Below are 16,989 nucleotides of genomic sequence, written 5' to 3'. Positions count from 1 at the left end.
CCGACCACGGCGACGAGCAGACCGCTCCTCGACGCGGGCAGCGCCGCGGGCGAGGGTTCGCGATCATGATCGCAGTCGCCGCCGTCGTTCTCGCGTTGGCTGTCGTCGGGGGACTGGCCGGCCGGAAGCTCTTCGACGACGTCGACCACGTGCGTGCCGAACTCGAGTCCGCCAGGAGCGACCTCGCTGCCGGCCAGGCCGCGCTCCAGGCCGACGACGATGCCGCGCTGTTGGCATCCGTGGGTGCGGCCGCCGCCGCGGCGGACCGCGCCGTGTCCGAGACGGGGGATCCGCTCTGGAAGTTCGGGGAGTCCGTTCCCCTGCTCGGGGAGAACCTTCATGCCGTTCGGGTGCTCGCCGAGAGCGCGCAGACCCTCACCACCGAGGTGGCCGCGCCGGCCGCGTCCCTGGTCGCTGAGTTCGACCTCGTGGCCGACCCGGTGACGGGGGCGTACGACGTCTCCGTGATCCGTGAGGCGCGGAAGCTGTCGGCGACCGCCCAGGCCGTCCTCGACGAGGTCGCGGCGAACCTCCACGAGCTCGACACCGAGGCCACCGCCGACCCGGTCACTGACGCGGTCGACGAATTCTCGTCGCTCCTCGACTCTGCTCGCGCGACGCTGCCCTCCGTGCAGCCGGGTCTCGCCGTGGCGAGCATGATGCTGGGCGTCGACGCACCGAAGACCATCGACCTGGCATTCATGAACAGCGCCGAGGCATCTGGCCTGGGCGGCGGGCCGAGCGCACAGATCCTCGTCTCGGCGGACCAAGGCCGCATCTCGATCCTCCAGCAGCCAGCGAGCACGGACTTCAGGAACACGGTCGACCTCGCTATCCCCGTCGACGAGTCCGTCCGGCAGCTCTACGACAGCATCCTGACCGACAACATCAACGCGTCGACGAGTCGGCCCGACCTGCCCTACTCGGCAGGCATCATCGACGCGTGGTGGCAACGGGACATGGGCGCGAAGCTCGACGGGATCGTCCTCGCCGACCCGATGGCGCTCGCCGCCATCCTCGCCGTCACGGGGCCGGTCACCTTGCCCGACGGCACCACGCTCGACGCGACGAACGCCGTCCCTATCCTGCTGAACGAGGCGTATTCCCGGTATCCCGAGCCCGAAGCGCAGGACGCCTTCTTCAAGGCGGCGGCGGCGAGCGTGTTCCAGCGCCTGCTGGAAGGGGGGTTCGAGCTCCGGCCGATGTTCGACGCCATCGCGGGCGCAGTCGACGGAGGCCACCTGATGCTCTGGAGCGCTGACCCCGCCGTGCAGTCGGCCCTCGACGGCAGCCGGCTGCAGGGCACGCTGCCGACCGGGAACGCCGAGGCCACCGTGCTCGGCGTGTACTTCCGCGACCGCTCGTCGTCGAAGGGCGACTTCTACCTGCACACGGATGCCACGGTCACCACGAACTCGTGCGACCCACAGGCGCCGACGTACACCGTCGACGTGTCGCTGCGACGCGACGTGCCTGCCGACGCCCCCGAGATCGCGTACAGCCAGCTCTACGACTTCTGGCGGACCGAGGTGTTCGTCTACGGGCCCGTCGGTGGGTCGGCGGCGTCGACCGCGGTGACCGCTCCGGCGCTCGACACCGTGGTCGACCCGACGGTGGCCGACCTCGGCCGTCCGGTCGTGAAGTTCACCGTCGACGCGGACAACGGCCAGGAAGCGGCAGTCAGCGCCACCTTCGTCGGCGTGCCCGGGACGTATGGACCCACCGAGCTCCGCACCACGCCCATGATCAACGCGACCACCGTCACGATGGTGGAGGCCGACTGCGGCTGACCGGCATCGGCGCCCCATTTCGGGGGGAATCTTCAACGGTCCTCTTAAAGGGGGACAGGAACGGGGGTACCGTGACCGAAGGCCCGCCCCCGTGCGGTGGGCCCGCCCGCCGCCCGACCCGAAGGGCGCGTCGGGCGTGGAGGTGACGCATGACCCTCGCGCGGGGTGAGCCCAGGCGCGGCAGTCGCCGGGTCGCCCATGCGATCGTGTGGCCCATCCTGGCGCTCGTGCTCGTCGGCGTCGGATGCGCTGCCTGGTGGTTGTACAGCGCGGCGATGTCGGTGCGCGACGACCTCGTCGCGGCCCGTTCCGCCGTCTCCGACCTCCAGCGGGCTGCGGAGGATCGACGATGGGATCAGCTGGAGCCCATCGCCGAGGAGCTCTCGGACGACGCCGCGAGCGCGGTGGAACCGACGACGAAGCCGCTCTGGCGCACCGCCGAGTCCCTGCCGGTGGTGGGGGAGAACTTCCGAGCGGTTCGCGTGACCGCCGAGGGCGTCGACGAGGTGTCGACCGAGATCGTGGATCCGGCGGTCGGCCTGGTCGGCACGTTCGGGCTCCGGCGCGACCCCGCGACCGGTGGCTTCGACCTGGACCCGCTGCGTCAGGCGACCGAGATCGTCGCGACCGCTGATCGGGTCGTCGGCGACCTGCGCGAGCGCGTGCGATCACTCGACCTCGATGCGACGATCGGCCAGGTGTCCCAGGCCGTCGAGCAGTTCGACGGAATGCTCGGCACGGCGCAGGAGACGATCCCGCAACTGAGCGGTGCCCTCGCCAGCATCGGTGCACTGCTCGGCATCGACGGGCAGAAGGACGTCGTGCTCGCGTTCCTGAACAACGCCGAGGCCGCCGCGCTCGGCGGCGGTCCGGCGGCGCAGACGCTCCTGTCCGTCGACGACGGCACGATCACCATCGCGCGCCAGGTCTCGAGCAGGGACTTCCCGACCGCCATCCCGGTCGAGTTGCCCGTCGACGAGAGCGCCACGCAGCTGTACGACTCGATCCTCCTCGACAACATCAACGCGGCGACGAGCCGGCCGGATTTCCCGACCGCCGCGCAGATCATCTCGGCCAACTGGCAGCGGACGTTCGGCGTCACCCCCGACGACATCATCTCGCTCGACCCCATCGCCCTGTCCCGGATCCTCGAGGTGACCGGACCCGTGGCCATGCCCGACGGCGATCAGCTGACGAGCGACAACGTGGTCTCGAAGCTGCTCAACGAAGCGTACTTCCGGTACCCGGAGGGGGTGCAGTCCGACCCGTACTTCGCCGCCGCGGCATCCGCGGTGTTCGCGCGCATCATGGCCGCCGACTACGACGTCTGGGCGATGGGGCAAGCGCTCGTCGACGCGGCCAATCGTGGGACGCTCATGATGTGGAGCGCCGACCCGGCGACGCAGGCCCTCTTCGATGGGACGCGCTTGCAGGGGGTCCTGCCCGCGACCAACGAGGGTGCGACCGTCGCCGGGGTGTACTTCCGCGACCGCTCGTCGTCGAAGATCGACTACTACCTGCACACCGAGGCGACCGTCACGACCGATGCCTGCACGCCCGATGCGCCGACGTTCACCATCGAAGTGCGTCTGGCATTCGACATCCCCGACGACGTCCGACTCCCCGAATTCGTGAACAGCAACCTGTACGGCTTCTATCGCACGGAGGTCTTCCTGTACGGTCCCGTCGGTGCCACGACCACCGCGGTGGAGGTGCTCGAGTCCGGCCTCGCTGCCACGACCGGGCCATCGGTCACCGACCTCGCTCGTCCAGCGGAGAAGTTCACGGTCGACATGGAGGACGGACAGACCGCGCTCGTCCGTGCCACCTTCACCGGTGCGCCGGAGACGTACGGCCCCACCGCGGTCCGGACGACGCCGATGATCAATCCGACCACAGTGACGCTCAACGATGCCCCGTGCGGCTGAGCCGCGCCTTCGACCGACGCGTCCCCGTCATGCATCAGAATGGTCTGACCCGACGGAAGGAACCCCTGAATGCGCATCTCGGTGATCGGCTGCGGCTACCTCGGCGCCGTGCATGCCTCGGCCATGGCCGAGCTCGGGCACGAGGTCGTCGGCATCGACCTGGACGAGCGCAAGATCGCACAGCTCGCCGCGGGCCGCCCGCCCTTCTTCGAGCCGGGGCTGCCCGAGATCCTGCGGTCGGCGACGGCTTCCGGCCGGCTGCGGTTCAGCACCGACCTGGCGGATGCCGCGGGCGCCGAGGTGCACTTCGTCGCCGTGGGCACGCCGCAGGCCGCGGCCTCGCACGCGGCCGACCTCTCGCACGTCGACGCCGCGTTCGAGTCGCTGCTCCCGCATCTCGCCGACGGAGCCCTCGTGGTGGGCAAGAGCACCGTGCCCGTGGGCACCGCAGCGCGCCTCGCCGCCCGCATCGCCGAAGCCGCCCCGCACGCGAGCCTCGCCTGGAACCCCGAGTTCCTCCGCGAGGGCTACGCGGTGAAGGACACCCTCGAGCCCGACCGGCTCGTCTACGGCGTGGGCGACGAGCACGCGGCTTCCGTCCTCGATCACGTCTACCGGGCCGCGATCGAGGCGGGCACCCCACGAATCGTGACCGACTACGCCACCGCCGAGCTCGTGAAGGTCGCCGCGAACGCCTTCCTCGCCACGAAGATCAGCTTCATCAACGCGATGTCCGAGATCGCCGACGCGACGGGCGCCGACGTCACTGCGCTCGCCGACGCGATCGGCCACGACGCCCGGATCGGGCGCCGGTTCCTGAACGCCGGCGTCGGCTTCGGCGGCGGCTGCCTGCCGAAGGACATCCGCGCGTTCACGGCCCGGGCCGAGGAGCTCGGCCGGGGCGAGTCGCTCGCGTTCCTCCGCGAGGTCGATGCGATCAACCTGCGGCAGCGCCAGCGCGTCGTCGACCTCGCCGTCGACGCGCTCGGTGGGTCCGTGCACCGCAAGCGGGTCGCGGTGCTCGGCGTCTCGTTCAAGCCCGAGTCCGACGACGTGCGCGACTCGCCGGCGCTCGACGTCGCCGTGCAGCTGCGCGGGCTCGGAGCCGACGTGATCGCCACCGACCCCGAGGGCGTCGAGAACGCCCGCGCGCGGCATCCGCAGCTCGAGTACACCACGTCGACCCGCGAGGCGCTGCGCGGCGCCGAGCTCGTCGTGCTCGTCACGGAATGGCGCGAGTACCGGGCCCTCGACCCGGTCGAGACCGGCCGGCTCGTCGCCGAACGCCGCCTCATCGACGGGCGCAACGTGCTCGACGCCGCGGCCTGGCGCGCCGCCGGGTGGCAGGTGCGCGGACTCGGCCGGCCCTGACATGCCCCGATCCATCGAGGGCTACGCCGTCATCGGCGACTGCCGCACCGCCGCACTCGTCGGCGACGACGGGTCGATCGACTGGCTCTGCGCCCCCCGCTTCGATTCGGCCTCGGTCTTCGGGGCGCTCCTCGGCGACGTCGAGCAGGGCGCGTGGCTGCTTCGACCGGCGGATGCCGCGGCGGTCGCGTCGCGACACTACGAGACCGACACCTTCACGCTCGTGACCCGCTGGAGTACCGCCCAGGGCGTCGTCGAGGTGATCGATCTCATGCCGCTCGGGAACGCCACGCCCGACGGTGACGGGCGACGCACCGACGTGATCCGAAGGGTGCGCGGCGTCAGCGGGCGGGTGCCGATGGTGCAGGAGCTGCGGGTGCGGTTCGACTACGCGGCCACCCTGCCGTGGGTCCGGCAGGTCGGCACCGTGGACGCTCCCGAGCTGCTCGCCGTGGCCGGCCCCGACGCGCTCGTGGTGCGGGGGCCTCGCCTGACGGCGACCGGCCACGCGCATCGCTCGGCCTTCGACGTGGGTGCGGGTGACACGGTCGACGTGCAGCTGGCCTGGTTCGCCGCGCACCTGCCGATGCCCGCGGCCCTCGACGTCGATGCGGCCATCGCCACCACCGCGTCGTGGTGGCGCGGCTGGGTGAGCGCCTGCATCGAGCCTGGAGCGTACGACGCGGAGGTGCGGCGCTCGCTGCTCGTGCTGCGCCTGCTCACCCACGAGGACACCGGCGGCATCGTGGCGGCGGCGACCACGAGCCTGCCCGAGGACTTCGGCGGCGCACGCAACTGGGACTACCGCTACGTGTGGCTGCGGGATGCGGCGCTGACGCTCGAGTCGCTCATCCACCACGGCTTCACGCACGAGGCGGAGGCCTGGCGGCAGTGGCTGCTCCGCGCGATCGCGGGCGATCCCGCCGACGTGCAGATCATGTACGGGCTCGCGGGGGAGCGGCGACTGCCCGAGTGGGAGGTCGCCTCCCTGCCCGGGTACGAGGCCAGCGTGCCCGTGCGCGTCGGCAACGCGGCATCCGAGCAGTACCAGGCCGACGTGTTCGGGGAGGTGATGATCGCGCTCGACGTCACGAGGCACGCGGGGGCAGACGACGACGCCTTCTCGTGGTCGCTGCAACTGGCGCTGCTCGCCGAGGCCGAGCGCCACCTCGACCGGCCCGACTCGGGGATCTGGGAGATCCGTGGGCCCGAGCGCCACTTCACCCACTCGCGGGTCATGCTCTGGGCGGCGTTCGACCGGGCCGTGTGCGCGGTGGAGCACGACGGCCGCACCGGCCCCGTCGACCGCTGGCGCGACGTCCGCGCCGCCCTCGCCGAACGCATCGAGCGCGGCGGATTCGACCCGGCGCTCGGCAGCTACGTGCAGTTCGAGGGGACGACCGAGGTCGACGCCGCCCTGCTGCAGCTCGCCCAGGTCGGGTATGTCGCGTACGACGATCCGCGGATGCTGGGCACGGTCGCGCGGATCGAGGAGATGCTCATCCGCGGCGGCCTGGTCTGCCGGTACCGCACCGAGATGGAGATCGACGGCGTGCCCGGCGACGAGAGCGCGTTCCTCGCGTGCTCGTTCTGGCTCGTCGAGCAGTACGCCCATTCCGGCCGGCTCGACGACGCGACCGAGCTCATGGATCGCCTGCTCGCCCGCACCGGCGATGTCGGCCTCCTGGCCGAGCAGGCCGACCCCCGAACCGGGCGGCAGGCGGGCAACACCCCGCAGGCGCTCTCGCACCTCGCGCTCGTGCGGGCCGCCGACGCCATCGCCCATGCGCGCGGCGACGCCGCGCCGGGCGCCAGCGCCAGCGTCGCGCGCGGCGCCAGGGGATGAGCGTTGGTCGTCAGGGGGCGGCGGATGCCTCGGCCGGGGGTGTCGCCGATGGGCCGGTGGAGGCCGCGGTCGGCGTCATCGACCTCGCCACCGCGACGGTGATGAGGCATCCGATCGCCGTGCCGAGGGTGTTCGCGATCACATCCGAGACGGTCGCGTAGCGCGAGGGGATCGCGAGCTGCACCAGCTCGATGACCACGCTCGACGCGAACCCGATGGCGATGACGGCCATCGGGCGGAGCCGCGGGGAGGCGATGGTCGCGAGCGCCCCGAACGGCAGGAACAGCACGACATTCGCGGTGAACTCGAGCACGACATAGGCGGGCTCGACGGGGATGCCGAGCGTTCCGACCTGGACCGCGAGCCATCCGATGACGCCCGTGAGCCGCCCGGCCTCGCGCGCGGGCAGGAACACGATGAGCGCGAGGACCACGAGGTAGGCCGGGAACAGCCATCGCGCGGCCGCCTCGACTCGCCGCGGCATCCGACTCGTGTGCATGCAGTCAGGGTACGCGAGGCACGAGAATGACCCGCGTTCGTAATCCCAGCTTCATGCGGGCTGGTTACAGTCGCGACATGGGGAGAACACCGATGAAAGCCGTCATTCCTGCCGCAGGCCTCGGCACCAGGTTCCTGCCGGCCACGAAAGCGATGCCGAAGGAGATGCTTCCGGTCGTCGACAAGCCGGCGATCCAGTACGTGGTGGAGGAGGCCGTCGCCGCCGGGATCGACGACATCCTCGTGATCATCGGCCGCAACAAGAACGCCCTCGCCAACCACTTCGACCGGGTCACCGAGCTCGAGCAGACGCTGGAGCAGAAGGGCGACCAGACGAAGCTCGACCGGGTCATGCACTCGAGCAGCCTGGCGGACATCCACTTCGTGCGGCAGGGCGACCCGCTCGGGTTGGGGCACGCCGTGCTCCGGGCGCGCAAGCACGTCGGCGACGAGACCTTCGCGGTGCTGCTCGGCGACGACCTGATCGACGAGCGCGACGTGCTGCTCACCAAGATGATCGACGAGAGCACCGAGCGGGGCGCGACGGTGATCGCCCTCATGGAGGTCGACCCCGACCAGATCCACATGTACGGCGCCGCCGCGGTCGAGCCGACGGACGAGGCCGACGTCGTCAGGGTGACGGGCCTCGTCGAGAAGCCTGCCGCCGCCGACGCGCCCTCCAACCTCGCCGTCATCGGGCGCTACGTGCTGCGGCCCGAGGTCTTCGACGTGCTGGAGCAGACCCCACCGGGCAAGGGCGGTGAGATCCAGCTGACCGACGCGCTGCAGGTGCTCGCGGCCGACGAGTCGATCGCAGGCGGCGTCTACGGCGTCGTGTTCCGCGGCCGCCGGTACGACACCGGCGACCGCCTCGACTACCTCAAGTCCGTGATGCAGCTCGCGCTGGATCGCGAGGACCTCGGTCCCGACCTGGCCCTCTGGCTGAAGTCGGTCGCCGCCACGCTGCCATGAACCGCCCGGAGCTCATCGCGTTCGACCTCGACGACACGCTGGCGCCGTCGAAGAGTCGCATCGAGCCCGCGATGGCGGCAGCGCTCACGCGGCTGCTCGAGCACACCGAGGTGTGCATCATCTCGGGCGGTGACTTCTCGCAGTTCCGCAGGCAGGTCATCGACGCCCTCGACGTGCACGGCGCGGACCTCGGGCGGCTGCACCTCATGCCGACGTGCGGCACGCGGTACCTGCGCTTCGCCGACGGCGACTGGCGCCAGCTGTACGCCGAGGACCTCACCGCCGACGAGGCGGGCCGGGCGTCGTCCTCGCTCGAGCGGCGGTCGGCTGAGCTCGGCTTCGACGGGGGCCCCGCGTGGGGACCGCGGATCGAGCACCGCGGATCCCAGGTCACCTTCTCGGCGCTCGGTCAGGCCGCACCCGTCGACGCCAAGCGGCAGTGGGATCCCGTCGGCGCGAAGAAGGCCGCCCTCCGCTCGGCCGTGCAGGCCGACCTGCCCGACCTCGAAGTGCGCTCGGGCGGTTCGACCTCGATCGACATCACCCGCAAGGGCGTCGACAAGGCGTACGGCATCCGCAAGCTCATCGACGCGACGGGCATCCCTGCGTCGTCGATGCTCTTCGTCGGCGACCGCCTCGACCCCGACGGCAACGACTTCCCGGTCATCGCGACCGGGGTGCCGTGCCGGGCGGTCGGAGGATGGCGCGACACGCTCGTGGTCATCGACGAGGTGATCGCGGGCGCCCGTGACGCCCACGTCGTGTGATCCGTGAACCGAAGGAAAGGGGGAGTCCTCATGTTCGACACCATCAAGAAACCGCTGCGGGGCCCGGTCCGGCGCGCGAAGCGGGGCTGGCTGATGTACTCGGAGTTCCTGCGCGACTACCGCAGGTACCGCGACTCGGCTGCGCCCGTGGACGATGCGGTGACGCCGGTCGTCTCGGGCGTCAACCTCGAGGCGCAGCTCACGAAGGACTACCACCGGGTGGAGAAGGGGCTGAGCCTGCGCCGCCCCAAGCAGCCGTTCGGGGCGGCGGTGGAGCACCGACTGTCGATGCTCATCCCCGTCGCCGGCGCGCAGCAGGCGGATGCCGCGTACCTGCGCTTCGCCGAGGACGCCAAGGGGGCCCTGCTCACCTGGAACGACGGCGGCGCGGTGGATGACGACGTGAGCCCGCCGGCCCTGCCGGCGCCGCTCTTCGGCGCCGTCGAACTCGACCGGTTCTTCGCCACCAGGCACAGCGTGCGCGACTTCGACGAGACCCGCCCCGTCGAGCCCGCCACGATCGAGGAGGCCGTGCGCCTAGCGACCTACACGCCGTCCGTGTGCAACCGGCAGGCCGGTCGGGTGCACGCCTTCAGCGGCGCGGAGGACGCCGCCCGCATCCTCGCCCACCAGAACGGCAACGGCGGCTTCCGCGACCAGGTGCGCAGCGTCCTCGTGGTCACCGTCGAGCGCGGTCTCTTCGCCGGGGCCGCAGAGCGCAACCAGCGCTGGATCGACGGCGGCCTCTTCGCGATGACCCTCGTCTGGGCGCTGCACGGCCTCGGCGTGAGCTCGTGCATGCTCAACTGGTCGATGACGAACGACCGCACCGACGCGCTGCGCCAGGCGGCGGGCATCCCCGACAGCGAGGACGTGATCTGCATGATCGCGATCGGCTACCCGCCGGAAGCGGGCTTCCGGGTGGCTCGCTCGCCCCGTCGCCCCGTCTCGCAGGTGCTCACGACGCACGAGTGAGGCGGATGCCGCGGCGCGCGGATGCCCCGGGGTGAAGCACCCCGGGGCATCCGCGCGTCTGGTCTCAGGGCCGACCGAGCCGCTCAGGGCCGGCCGAGCCGCTCAGGGCCGGCCGAGCCCCTTGTACGTCCACCCGGCCTCGCGCCAGGCCTTGGCGTCGAGGCAGTTCCGTCCGTCGATCACGGACCGTACGCCCACGAGCTCGCCGGCCCAGACCGGGTCCAGGTGGCGGTACTCGTTCCACTCCGTCACGAGCACGACGAGGTCCGCGCCGTCGAGGACCGCGCTCAGGTCGTCGCTGAACTCGAGCTGCGGGTGCAGCCGCTTCGAGTTCTCGATGGCCTCGGGGTCGATCGCGACCACGTCGGCGCCGAGACCGCGCAGGCGCACCGCCACGTCGATGGCGGGGGAATCCCGGATGTCGTCCGAGAACGGCTTGAACGCGAGGCCCAGCACCGCCACCTTCTTGCCGAGCGGCTCGCCGCCCAGCGCATCGACCGCGAGCTCCACGACCCGGTGCCGGCGCCGCAGGTTGATCGCGTCGACCTCCTTGAGGAAGGCGACCGATTCGCCGCGTCCGATCTCCTCGGCGCGCGCCGTGAAGGCGCGGATGTCCTTCGGAAGGCAGCCGCCGCCGAATCCCACTCCCGCGCCCAGGAACTTGCGGCCGATGCGCGCGTCGAACCCGATCGCGTCGGCGAGCTGGGTGACGTCGGCGCCCGTGACCTCGGCGATCTCGGCCATGGCGTTGATGAACGAGATCTTCGTGGCGAGGAACGCGTTCGCCGACACCTTGACGAGTTCGGCGGTCGCGTAGTCCGTGACGATCAGGGGGGTGTCCGCGGCGAGCGCCGTCGCGTACACCTCCGAGAGCATGCGCTCGGCCGTCGCGGCCGCATCGGGGTCCGTCGGCACCCCGTACACGAGGCGATCGGGACTGATGGTGTCCTTCACGGCGAACCCCTCCCGGAGGAACTCGGGGTTCCAGGCGAGCGTCGCACCCGTGCCGCTGTCGGCGATGAGGCCCGCGAGGCGTTCCGCCGTGCCGACCGGCACCGTCGACTTCCCGACGATGAGGTCGCCGGATGCCGCGTGCTCGAGGATGCCCTCGACGGCCGCGTCGACGTAGCTGAGGTCCGCCGAGTACGAGCCCTTCAGCTGCGGCGTGCCGACGGCGATGAAGTGCACCGTCGCGCCCGCGGCATCCGCCATGTCGGTCGAGAACGTGAGACGCCCTGAGGCGACTGCGGAGCGGAGCAGTTCGGGGAGTCCCGGCTCGAAGAACGGCGCTTCACCCACGGCGAGCCGCGCGATCTTCGCCTCGTCGACGTCGATTCCCACCACCTCGTGGCCGAGTTCGGCCATGCTCGCAGCGTGCACGGCACCGAGGTATCCGCATCCGATCACTGAAACTCTCACGTAGTCGCCTCTCGTCAGAGTGGGGCCACCGTTGGATGCCCCACCAGCCCTGTCCCAGTTCTAGCAAGCGCCCTGCGGGCGCTTGTTTCCGCGCGGTTACAAGTCGGTGACTTCCCGACGAACCCTGTGATCTCGTCGTTCGGGCGCGCGCGAAGACGGGTCGACCGCACCGCCCGGTGCGCTCGACCCGCCGCGGCGCGGGTCAGTACCAGCCCTCGAAGGTGGTGATCATGTCCTTCGAACTCCAGCCCGGAACCGTGTGTCCGTAGGGGTGCCACTGCACGATCACCTCGGCCGCCACGGGGCGGGCCATGTCGGCGAGCGCGACGCCGTGGGCGGCGGGGGGCACCAGGGGGTCCGCCGCCGAGACCAGGGTCTTCAGTCGGGCGCCGGTCCACGAGGACTGCGGAAGGCGCGCCGGATTCGTGGCAACGGCCGCGGCACGGTCGAACTTGTAGGTCGTGCGCACGCGGTCGTCGCGGTCGTACAGGTCCTCCATGTCGTAGGCCGCGTTCGCGAGGTACATGCCGCGAAGCGCCGGGATGAGCTTCGTCCCGTAGCTGTACGTCATGAGTGGCCCGCCGCCCGAGTTGGCGCGAAGGAAGCTCAGGCCGACCTTCCAGACGGCGGTCACGTATGCCGTGGCGTTCTTCTGGTACTGGATCGCCGCCTCCGTGGTCCACAGGCTGCCGCCGTAGTCGGGGCAGATCACCACCGCGCCCCGCTCGGCGGCCAGCTCGCCGCTGTAGAGGTGCGCGCCGTCGAGGGACGTATGCGTGCTGCCGTTCGAGTGGAACACCCACAGCACGCCGACGGCCGTCTTGGACTTCGGCACGGCGGTGTGCGGCACGAACAGCCGCGCCACATCCCCCGAGATCGAGACGTCGATGCACTCGTAGGGCAGCTTCGCGTCGCGCGTGTAGCGCGTCGCCGTGCGGCTGATCTCGCCGGGAAGAGTCGGAATGGGCGACGCGGCCTGCGCCGCCGTCGACCAGCCCCCGCCCGCGGCGAGGACCCCCGCCGCCGACCCGATGAGGAGCTGGCGTCGAGACCAGCCGCCGCCCTCGCGGCCCCCCTGCTCGTGAGTCATGTTCGTGCTGCCCCTTCCCATGTCCACGCCCGGAACGCTCGCCGGCGAGTGCGGGTAACCGCTTCCGCCAGCGTATTCCGCGGGCGCGGCCGACTCACCGGGCACGGCCCGAAGTTAACCCGCCCGTAACGGGACTTCGGCAGCGAGTATTGACGTCGCCACCGCACATGAGACAGCATCGAACCAGCCCAACTGGGGGGCCAGACGAGGACGAACCCTACCGTCCGAGTTCTCACGGTCGTGCGACGACCGGTTCGTGTCGCCGCGCCGGCATGGGGAGTTCGCCGAGGGGGGCGGACGAGGTCTCGGCCTCGCGGGGGAATGGGAACCAACGCTTCGGGGGAGGCAACGTGCCCAGTATTCGCATCACCGCACCGACTGAGGGACGACGGGTCACCGGCACGGTCGTGGTCTCCGCCGAGGTGACCGGCGGGACGAAGGTGTCGAACGTCCGCATCATCATCGGGCCGCCGCAATACGGCACCCGCGCGGCCACCGCGTCGGGCGGTGCGTATGTGTACCGCTGGGACACGACGAAAAAGCTGGTGGACGGGGTCACCCCCCGGCCGAGCGACTGCGCGTTCTGGATCACCGCGCGGGCCACCGTCGACGGCGTCGAGATCGTCGCTCCATATGTGGGCGTGATCACCGCCAACACGCCGCGTCCCGAGGCCGATGCCGTCACGGGCGGGTGGCGGTCCGACCTGGCCTGGGCGGCCCAGTACGGCGGCACCTTCTCGCAGTGGAAGTCCAGCCACTACGCGACGATCGGCTCGGCGTACGCGAGGCTCGAGGACGACCCGATCCACGGCAGCCGCCGCCGGGTGATCAAGGCCGCGGTGCCCAATCGCGCGAAGAGCGATCCCGACCAGACGTCGGGCACCGTCCGGTTCCAGTCGTCGAGCCGGCAGAACCTCAGGGAGGGCGACGAGTTCTGCGTGGGTTTCGCCTACATGCCCTCGGCGAGTTTCCCCTCGGTCTACCCGGCGAACGACCCCGCCAACCCGGACGGCCCGGCGGGCACCGCGTACATCGCCCTGTTCCAGCTCTACGGGCCGCCGTACCTGCAGGGTTCGCCATTCGTCATCCACGCGAACCGCGATGACGTCAAGCAGCCGATCGACGAGTTCGCGATCCGCGGCAACGAGCTCAACGCCGGCGACCCGTGGCCGTTCCTCTCAGGTCCGTACAACCGCGGGAGGTGGACGGACGTCGTCTTCAAGATGCGCCTGTCCACGTCGATCGAGCACGGCTGGGTCGAGACCTATGTCAACCAGGGCCAGTCCGACCGGGTGCAGAGCGTGCCCTTCGTGAACGGCCTGCGGCGTGTGCCGCGCGTGCTGCTGCGGCCGGACTCCCAGGGGTTCCGGACGGACATGCAGATCTATCGCGTCGCCGACAAGTTCGACTGGGTGACGGTGTGGCACACCGGCCACCGGATCGCCCGCACCGTGGAGGAGGCGGACCCGCGGTCGTACGACCTGCGGTGACCCGCACGACAGGCTGACCGGCACGACAGATCGGGGTGTACACGATGGATGTTCGACGCGGGGGATGGATGCCGGCGACGGCGGGACCCGACAGGGCGGCCGCGCGATCCGAGGGGGCGGCGGCGCCTCCCGGGGTCAGCCGACGGACGGTGCTGGCACTCGGCGCGGCGGCGCTCGCCGTGCCGATCGTGGCCGATGCGGTCCGCACCGGTTCACGCCTGGCTGCGTCTCCCGACGTCGCCGTGGCTGCGGCCGGCGGTTCCGCAGTTGCGAGGGTGATCGCGGAGGCCGAGGGAGCGGCCGGGATGCGGCTGGACGGCAGCCCGTGGATGGCGCCCAGCGCCTTCGGCTGGAGCGCGCTCTTCGCCTCGTGGCTCCTGCGTGACCATGGGCTTCCGACGATCGCGTCGCCGCACGAACTGTTCGCGCACCACCGCATCGCCGGGCGGACGCACGTCCGCCCCGAGCCCGGATCCCTCGTCTTCTACAGCCCGGGTGGGGACGCGGAGATCGACCATGTCGGGATCGTCACCTCGATGCGCGGCGGGGCCGCCCAGACCATCGAGGGTGACGTGCCGGGCGAGCTCCCGTCGGAGTTCACGTTCGTGCGGCGGTTCTCGGAACCCTGGTCGGATCGCGTCGTCTTCGCCACGCCCGACTACCGCACGGGCGGGGGACGCCGTCGATGACACCGAATGAGAAGGGCGGATTAAGAACAGGTTAAACCGGGCAACCCTCGCTTGTGCCGCCCATCGGCCGATCGCAGGATGGGGGACACCGGAACACATCGACAACGTCGTCGTCGAACATCACGCACCATGCGAAGGGGACGACATGACGACGATGTTGGTGGCGACGAGCGGCGGCCATCTGACGCAGCTGCACCTGCTGCGGCCTCGAATCGCCCAGGGCGACGACGTCGTCTGGGTGACGGATGCCACGGCCCAGAGCGCCTCGCTCCTCGCCGGGGAGCGCGTCATCACCCTGCCGAACCGCGCACCGCGCGACTACCTCGGCATCCTCAACGACTTCCACGCCCTGCGTCCGCGGTTCCGTGCCGAGCAGGTCGCACGGGTCTACAGCACCGGAGCGCAGATGGCGATCTCGGCCATGCTCGCGGCGAAGGTCGCGCGGGTGCCGTTCTCGTACATCGAGAGCGGAACCCGGGTCCGAGAGCTGTCGGCCACCGGCCGGCTCCTCGATCGCGTGCCGGGCGTGAAGCGATACGTGCAGTACCCGTTCGCCGAGAACGACCGCTGGGCCTACGCCATCTCGGTCTTCGAGGGCTTCGAGGTCGTTCCGGTGGTGCCCGAGACCGGCTCCACGCCGCGGGTCGTCGTGAGCGTGGGCGGCAACGCCCACTACGGGTTCGAGCGCCTCATCCGGCGACTGCACGCCGTGCTCCCGCCCGAGTGGTCGGTGCTCTGGCAGGTCGGGCCGTCGGATGTCTCCGACCTGGGAATCGAGACGGTGCGGAGCCTCCCCGCCGAGCGGCTGAAGGAGGAGATCGCCGAGGCGGATCTCGTCATCTCCCACGCGGGCACGGGCTCCATCCTCACCGCACTGAGCCTCGGGAAGCGGCCGATCGTCGTGCCACGACGCGCCGCGCACGGCGAGCACGTCGACGGCCACCAGGACGACCTGGCGGCCTACGTCGATCGCGCGGGGCTGGCGCTCGTGCGCGAAGCCGACGAGATCACGATCGAGGATCTCGAGGAGAACCGTCGGTGGGCTGTGAAGCGTGCAGCCGACCTCGCCCCCGTCGCGCTCGCCTGAGGCCCCGCCATGCGCGTGCTGCACGTGACCGAAGCGCTCGGCGGAGGAGTCCAGAGCGCCATCGTCAACTACGTCAGAGGGGTGCCCGAGGCGGAGCACTCCCTCTTCTCGCGAGCCCGTGATGGTCAGGGAACCCATGGGCTGCCCGATGCGATCGCGCATGAGGGCTACCGCGGTGGTCTGGTCGGGTTCTTCTCGCGCATGCGGCAGAAGGTGCGCGAGGAGTCGCCCGACGTGATCCACCTGCACTCGAGCGTCGGCGGAGCCGCGCGCGCGGTGCTCGGTTCGGGGCCCGGCATCGTCTACTCGCCGCACTGCTACGCCCTGGAGCGAACGGATGTCTCGGCGCCCGAGCGCTGGTCGTACGAGGCGATCGAGCGCCTGCTCGCCCGGCGCCGGCAGGTCATCGTGGCAGTGAGCCCGCGGGAGGCGGAGCTGAGCCTGCGACTCAATCGCCGCAACCCGGTCGAGGTCGCCCACAACCCGACGCCGTTCGCCCACGTCACACGTGCTGCAGCCGACCGCGACATCGTGGTGATGGTCGGCCGCCTGTCACCGCAGAAGGCGCCCGAGCGCTTCGCCGCGGTCGCGCGGCTCGCCCACCGCGGCACGTTCGTGTGGATCGGCGACGGCGACGCTGCCAGTCGCACGGAGCTCCAGTCGGCCGGGGTGCAGGTCACCGGTTGGCTGCCTCCCGAGGAGGTCCAGGCCTGGCTGCGCAGGGCGGCGCTGTACCTGCACACGGCGGCATGGGAGGGCGGTCCGGTCTCGACGATCGAAGCAGCCGCCCTCGACGTCCCGGTGCTCGCTCGGAGCATCCCCAGCATGGCGTCGCTCGGCTACGCGCTCGCCGGCGGCACCGACGCGGAGATGGCGGCGTCGGTCGACGCGTTCTTCGACGACGAGTCCTATCGGCACGAGGTCGTGCGGGCAGGTCGTGAGGTGGTGCGCAGTTCGAGCCACGATGCGATGTCGGCGTCGCTGCGCGCCGCGTACGACCTGGCGAGGACGCAGACGGCGTCGACCGGCGTCGTTGGAGAGACCGTGGGCGTGCGCCGCTGACCCTT

General features: G+C 71.0%; 14 protein-coding genes. 11 read left to right on the top strand and 3 right to left on the bottom strand.

Annotated elements, in window-relative coordinates; genetic code table 11:
* Positions 1-65 precede the first annotated feature (65 nt).
* The 4 genes from J2X63_RS02430 to J2X63_RS02415 all read left to right on the top strand — a co-directional run bounded on the left by J2X63_RS02430 (position 66) and on the right by J2X63_RS02415 (position 6,935).
* A complete protein-coding gene (locus J2X63_RS02430) occupies positions 66-1,790 on the top strand; it encodes a DUF4012 domain-containing protein (protein WP_309973523.1) in 1,725 nt (574 codons plus the stop codon).
* Positions 1,791-1,939: 149 nt separating this feature from the next.
* Positions 1,940-3,718, top strand: a complete 1,779-nt coding sequence (locus tag J2X63_RS02425) for a DUF4012 domain-containing protein (RefSeq protein ID WP_309973521.1) — start codon at positions 1,940-1,942, stop codon at positions 3,716-3,718.
* A gap of 69 nt (positions 3,719-3,787) precedes the next feature.
* Complete coding sequence (locus tag J2X63_RS02420; RefSeq protein ID WP_309973519.1) at positions 3,788-5,089, top strand: UDP-glucose/GDP-mannose dehydrogenase family protein; 1,302 nt, start codon at positions 3,788-3,790, stop codon at positions 5,087-5,089.
* A 1-nt stretch (position 5,090) separates the two neighbouring features.
* Positions 5,091-6,935 carry a glycoside hydrolase family 15 protein gene (locus J2X63_RS02415; RefSeq protein WP_309973517.1) on the top strand — a complete coding sequence of 615 codons (1,845 nt, stop codon included), beginning with the start codon at positions 5,091-5,093 and terminating at the stop codon, positions 6,933-6,935.
* A gap of 10 nt (positions 6,936-6,945) precedes the next feature.
* Here J2X63_RS02415 and J2X63_RS02410 read toward each other — a convergent pair whose 3' ends face one another.
* Positions 6,946-7,434, bottom strand: a complete 489-nt coding sequence (locus J2X63_RS02410) for a VanZ family protein (protein WP_309973515.1) — start codon at positions 7,432-7,434, stop codon at positions 6,946-6,948.
* Between the two features lie 77 nt (positions 7,435-7,511).
* Here J2X63_RS02410 and galU point away from each other — a divergent pair, with 77 nt between their 5' ends.
* From galU to J2X63_RS02395, 3 genes are read left to right on the top strand one after another with little or no spacing between them, the layout of a single operon-like run.
* Positions 7,512-8,405: a UTP--glucose-1-phosphate uridylyltransferase GalU gene (galU, locus tag J2X63_RS02405; RefSeq protein WP_309973513.1), complete on the top strand. Its 894-nt coding sequence runs from the start codon at positions 7,512-7,514 to the stop codon at positions 8,403-8,405.
* On the top strand, positions 8,402-9,172 hold the full coding sequence (locus tag J2X63_RS02400) for an HAD-IIB family hydrolase (RefSeq protein WP_309973511.1): 771 nt from the start codon (positions 8,402-8,404) through the stop codon (positions 9,170-9,172). The genes galU and J2X63_RS02400 overlap by 4 nt, the downstream gene beginning before the upstream one ends.
* Positions 9,173-9,202: 30 nt before the next feature.
* Complete coding sequence (locus J2X63_RS02395) at positions 9,203-10,147, top strand: nitroreductase family protein (RefSeq protein ID WP_309973509.1); 945 nt, start codon at positions 9,203-9,205, stop codon at positions 10,145-10,147.
* 102 nt (positions 10,148-10,249) lie between these two features.
* On the opposite strand, the gene J2X63_RS02390 is transcribed toward J2X63_RS02395, so the two are convergent.
* Both J2X63_RS02390 and J2X63_RS02385 read right to left on the bottom strand, forming a co-directional pair.
* Positions 10,250-11,566, bottom strand: coding sequence for a UDP-glucose/GDP-mannose dehydrogenase family protein (locus J2X63_RS02390; protein WP_309973507.1), 1,317 nt, complete (start codon positions 11,564-11,566; stop codon positions 10,250-10,252).
* A 202-nt stretch (positions 11,567-11,768) separates the two neighbouring features.
* Complete coding sequence (locus J2X63_RS02385; protein WP_309973505.1) at positions 11,769-12,656, bottom strand: hypothetical protein; 888 nt, start codon at positions 12,654-12,656, stop codon at positions 11,769-11,771.
* 350 nt (positions 12,657-13,006) lie between these two features.
* Here J2X63_RS02385 and J2X63_RS02380 point away from each other — a divergent pair, with 350 nt between their 5' ends.
* The 4 genes from J2X63_RS02380 (at position 13,007) to J2X63_RS02365 (ending at position 16,984) form a co-directional block, all read left to right on the top strand.
* Positions 13,007-14,146: an Ig-like domain-containing protein gene (locus J2X63_RS02380; RefSeq protein WP_309973503.1), complete on the top strand. Its 1,140-nt coding sequence runs from the start codon at positions 13,007-13,009 to the stop codon at positions 14,144-14,146.
* A gap of 149 nt (positions 14,147-14,295) precedes the next feature.
* Positions 14,296-14,835, top strand: a complete 540-nt coding sequence (locus tag J2X63_RS02375) for a CHAP domain-containing protein (RefSeq protein ID WP_309973501.1) — start codon at positions 14,296-14,298, stop codon at positions 14,833-14,835.
* Between the two features lie 145 nt (positions 14,836-14,980).
* Positions 14,981-15,922 (top strand): glycosyltransferase, encoded by a 942-nt coding sequence (locus J2X63_RS02370; protein ID WP_309973499.1) that lies wholly within the window; start codon positions 14,981-14,983, stop codon positions 15,920-15,922.
* Positions 15,923-15,931: 9 nt separating this feature from the next.
* Positions 15,932-16,984 (top strand): glycosyltransferase, encoded by a 1,053-nt coding sequence (locus J2X63_RS02365; RefSeq protein WP_309973497.1) that lies wholly within the window; start codon positions 15,932-15,934, stop codon positions 16,982-16,984.
* The last annotated feature ends 5 nt before the right edge of the window (positions 16,985-16,989 follow it).

The organism is Agromyces sp. 3263 (assembly GCF_031456545.1).
In the GTDB taxonomy this organism is placed as follows: domain Bacteria; phylum Actinomycetota; class Actinomycetes; order Actinomycetales; family Microbacteriaceae; genus Agromyces.
The sequence above is the reverse complement of the archived record's forward strand: the minus strand, read 5'-3'. Positions and strand labels throughout refer to the sequence as shown.

Excerpts from the sequence above, each read along its gene's own strand:
- J2X63_RS02400 (WP_309973511.1), top strand. The coding sequence starts at position 8,402 with ATGAACCGCCCGGAGCTCATCGCGTTCGACCTCGACGACACGCTGGCG.
- J2X63_RS02385 (WP_309973505.1), bottom strand. The coding sequence starts at position 12,656 with ATGACTCACGAGCAGGGGGGCCGCGAGGGCGGCGGCTGGTCTCGACGC.
- galU (WP_309973513.1), top strand. The coding sequence starts at position 7,512 with ATGGGGAGAACACCGATGAAAGCCGTCATTCCTGCCGCAGGCCTCGGC.
- J2X63_RS02395 (WP_309973509.1), top strand. The coding sequence starts at position 9,203 with ATGTTCGACACCATCAAGAAACCGCTGCGGGGCCCGGTCCGGCGCGCG.
- J2X63_RS02420 (WP_309973519.1), top strand. The coding sequence starts at position 3,788 with ATGCGCATCTCGGTGATCGGCTGCGGCTACCTCGGCGCCGTGCATGCC.
- J2X63_RS02410 (WP_309973515.1), bottom strand. The coding sequence starts at position 7,434 with ATGCACACGAGTCGGATGCCGCGGCGAGTCGAGGCGGCCGCGCGATGG.
- J2X63_RS02370 (WP_309973499.1), top strand. The coding sequence starts at position 14,981 with ATGACGACGATGTTGGTGGCGACGAGCGGCGGCCATCTGACGCAGCTG.
- J2X63_RS02430 (WP_309973523.1), top strand. The coding sequence starts at position 66 with ATGATCGCAGTCGCCGCCGTCGTTCTCGCGTTGGCTGTCGTCGGGGGA.
- J2X63_RS02425 (WP_309973521.1), top strand. The coding sequence starts at position 1,940 with ATGACCCTCGCGCGGGGTGAGCCCAGGCGCGGCAGTCGCCGGGTCGCC.
- J2X63_RS02415 (WP_309973517.1), top strand. The coding sequence starts at position 5,091 with ATGCCCCGATCCATCGAGGGCTACGCCGTCATCGGCGACTGCCGCACC.
- J2X63_RS02365 (WP_309973497.1), top strand. The coding sequence starts at position 15,932 with ATGCGCGTGCTGCACGTGACCGAAGCGCTCGGCGGAGGAGTCCAGAGC.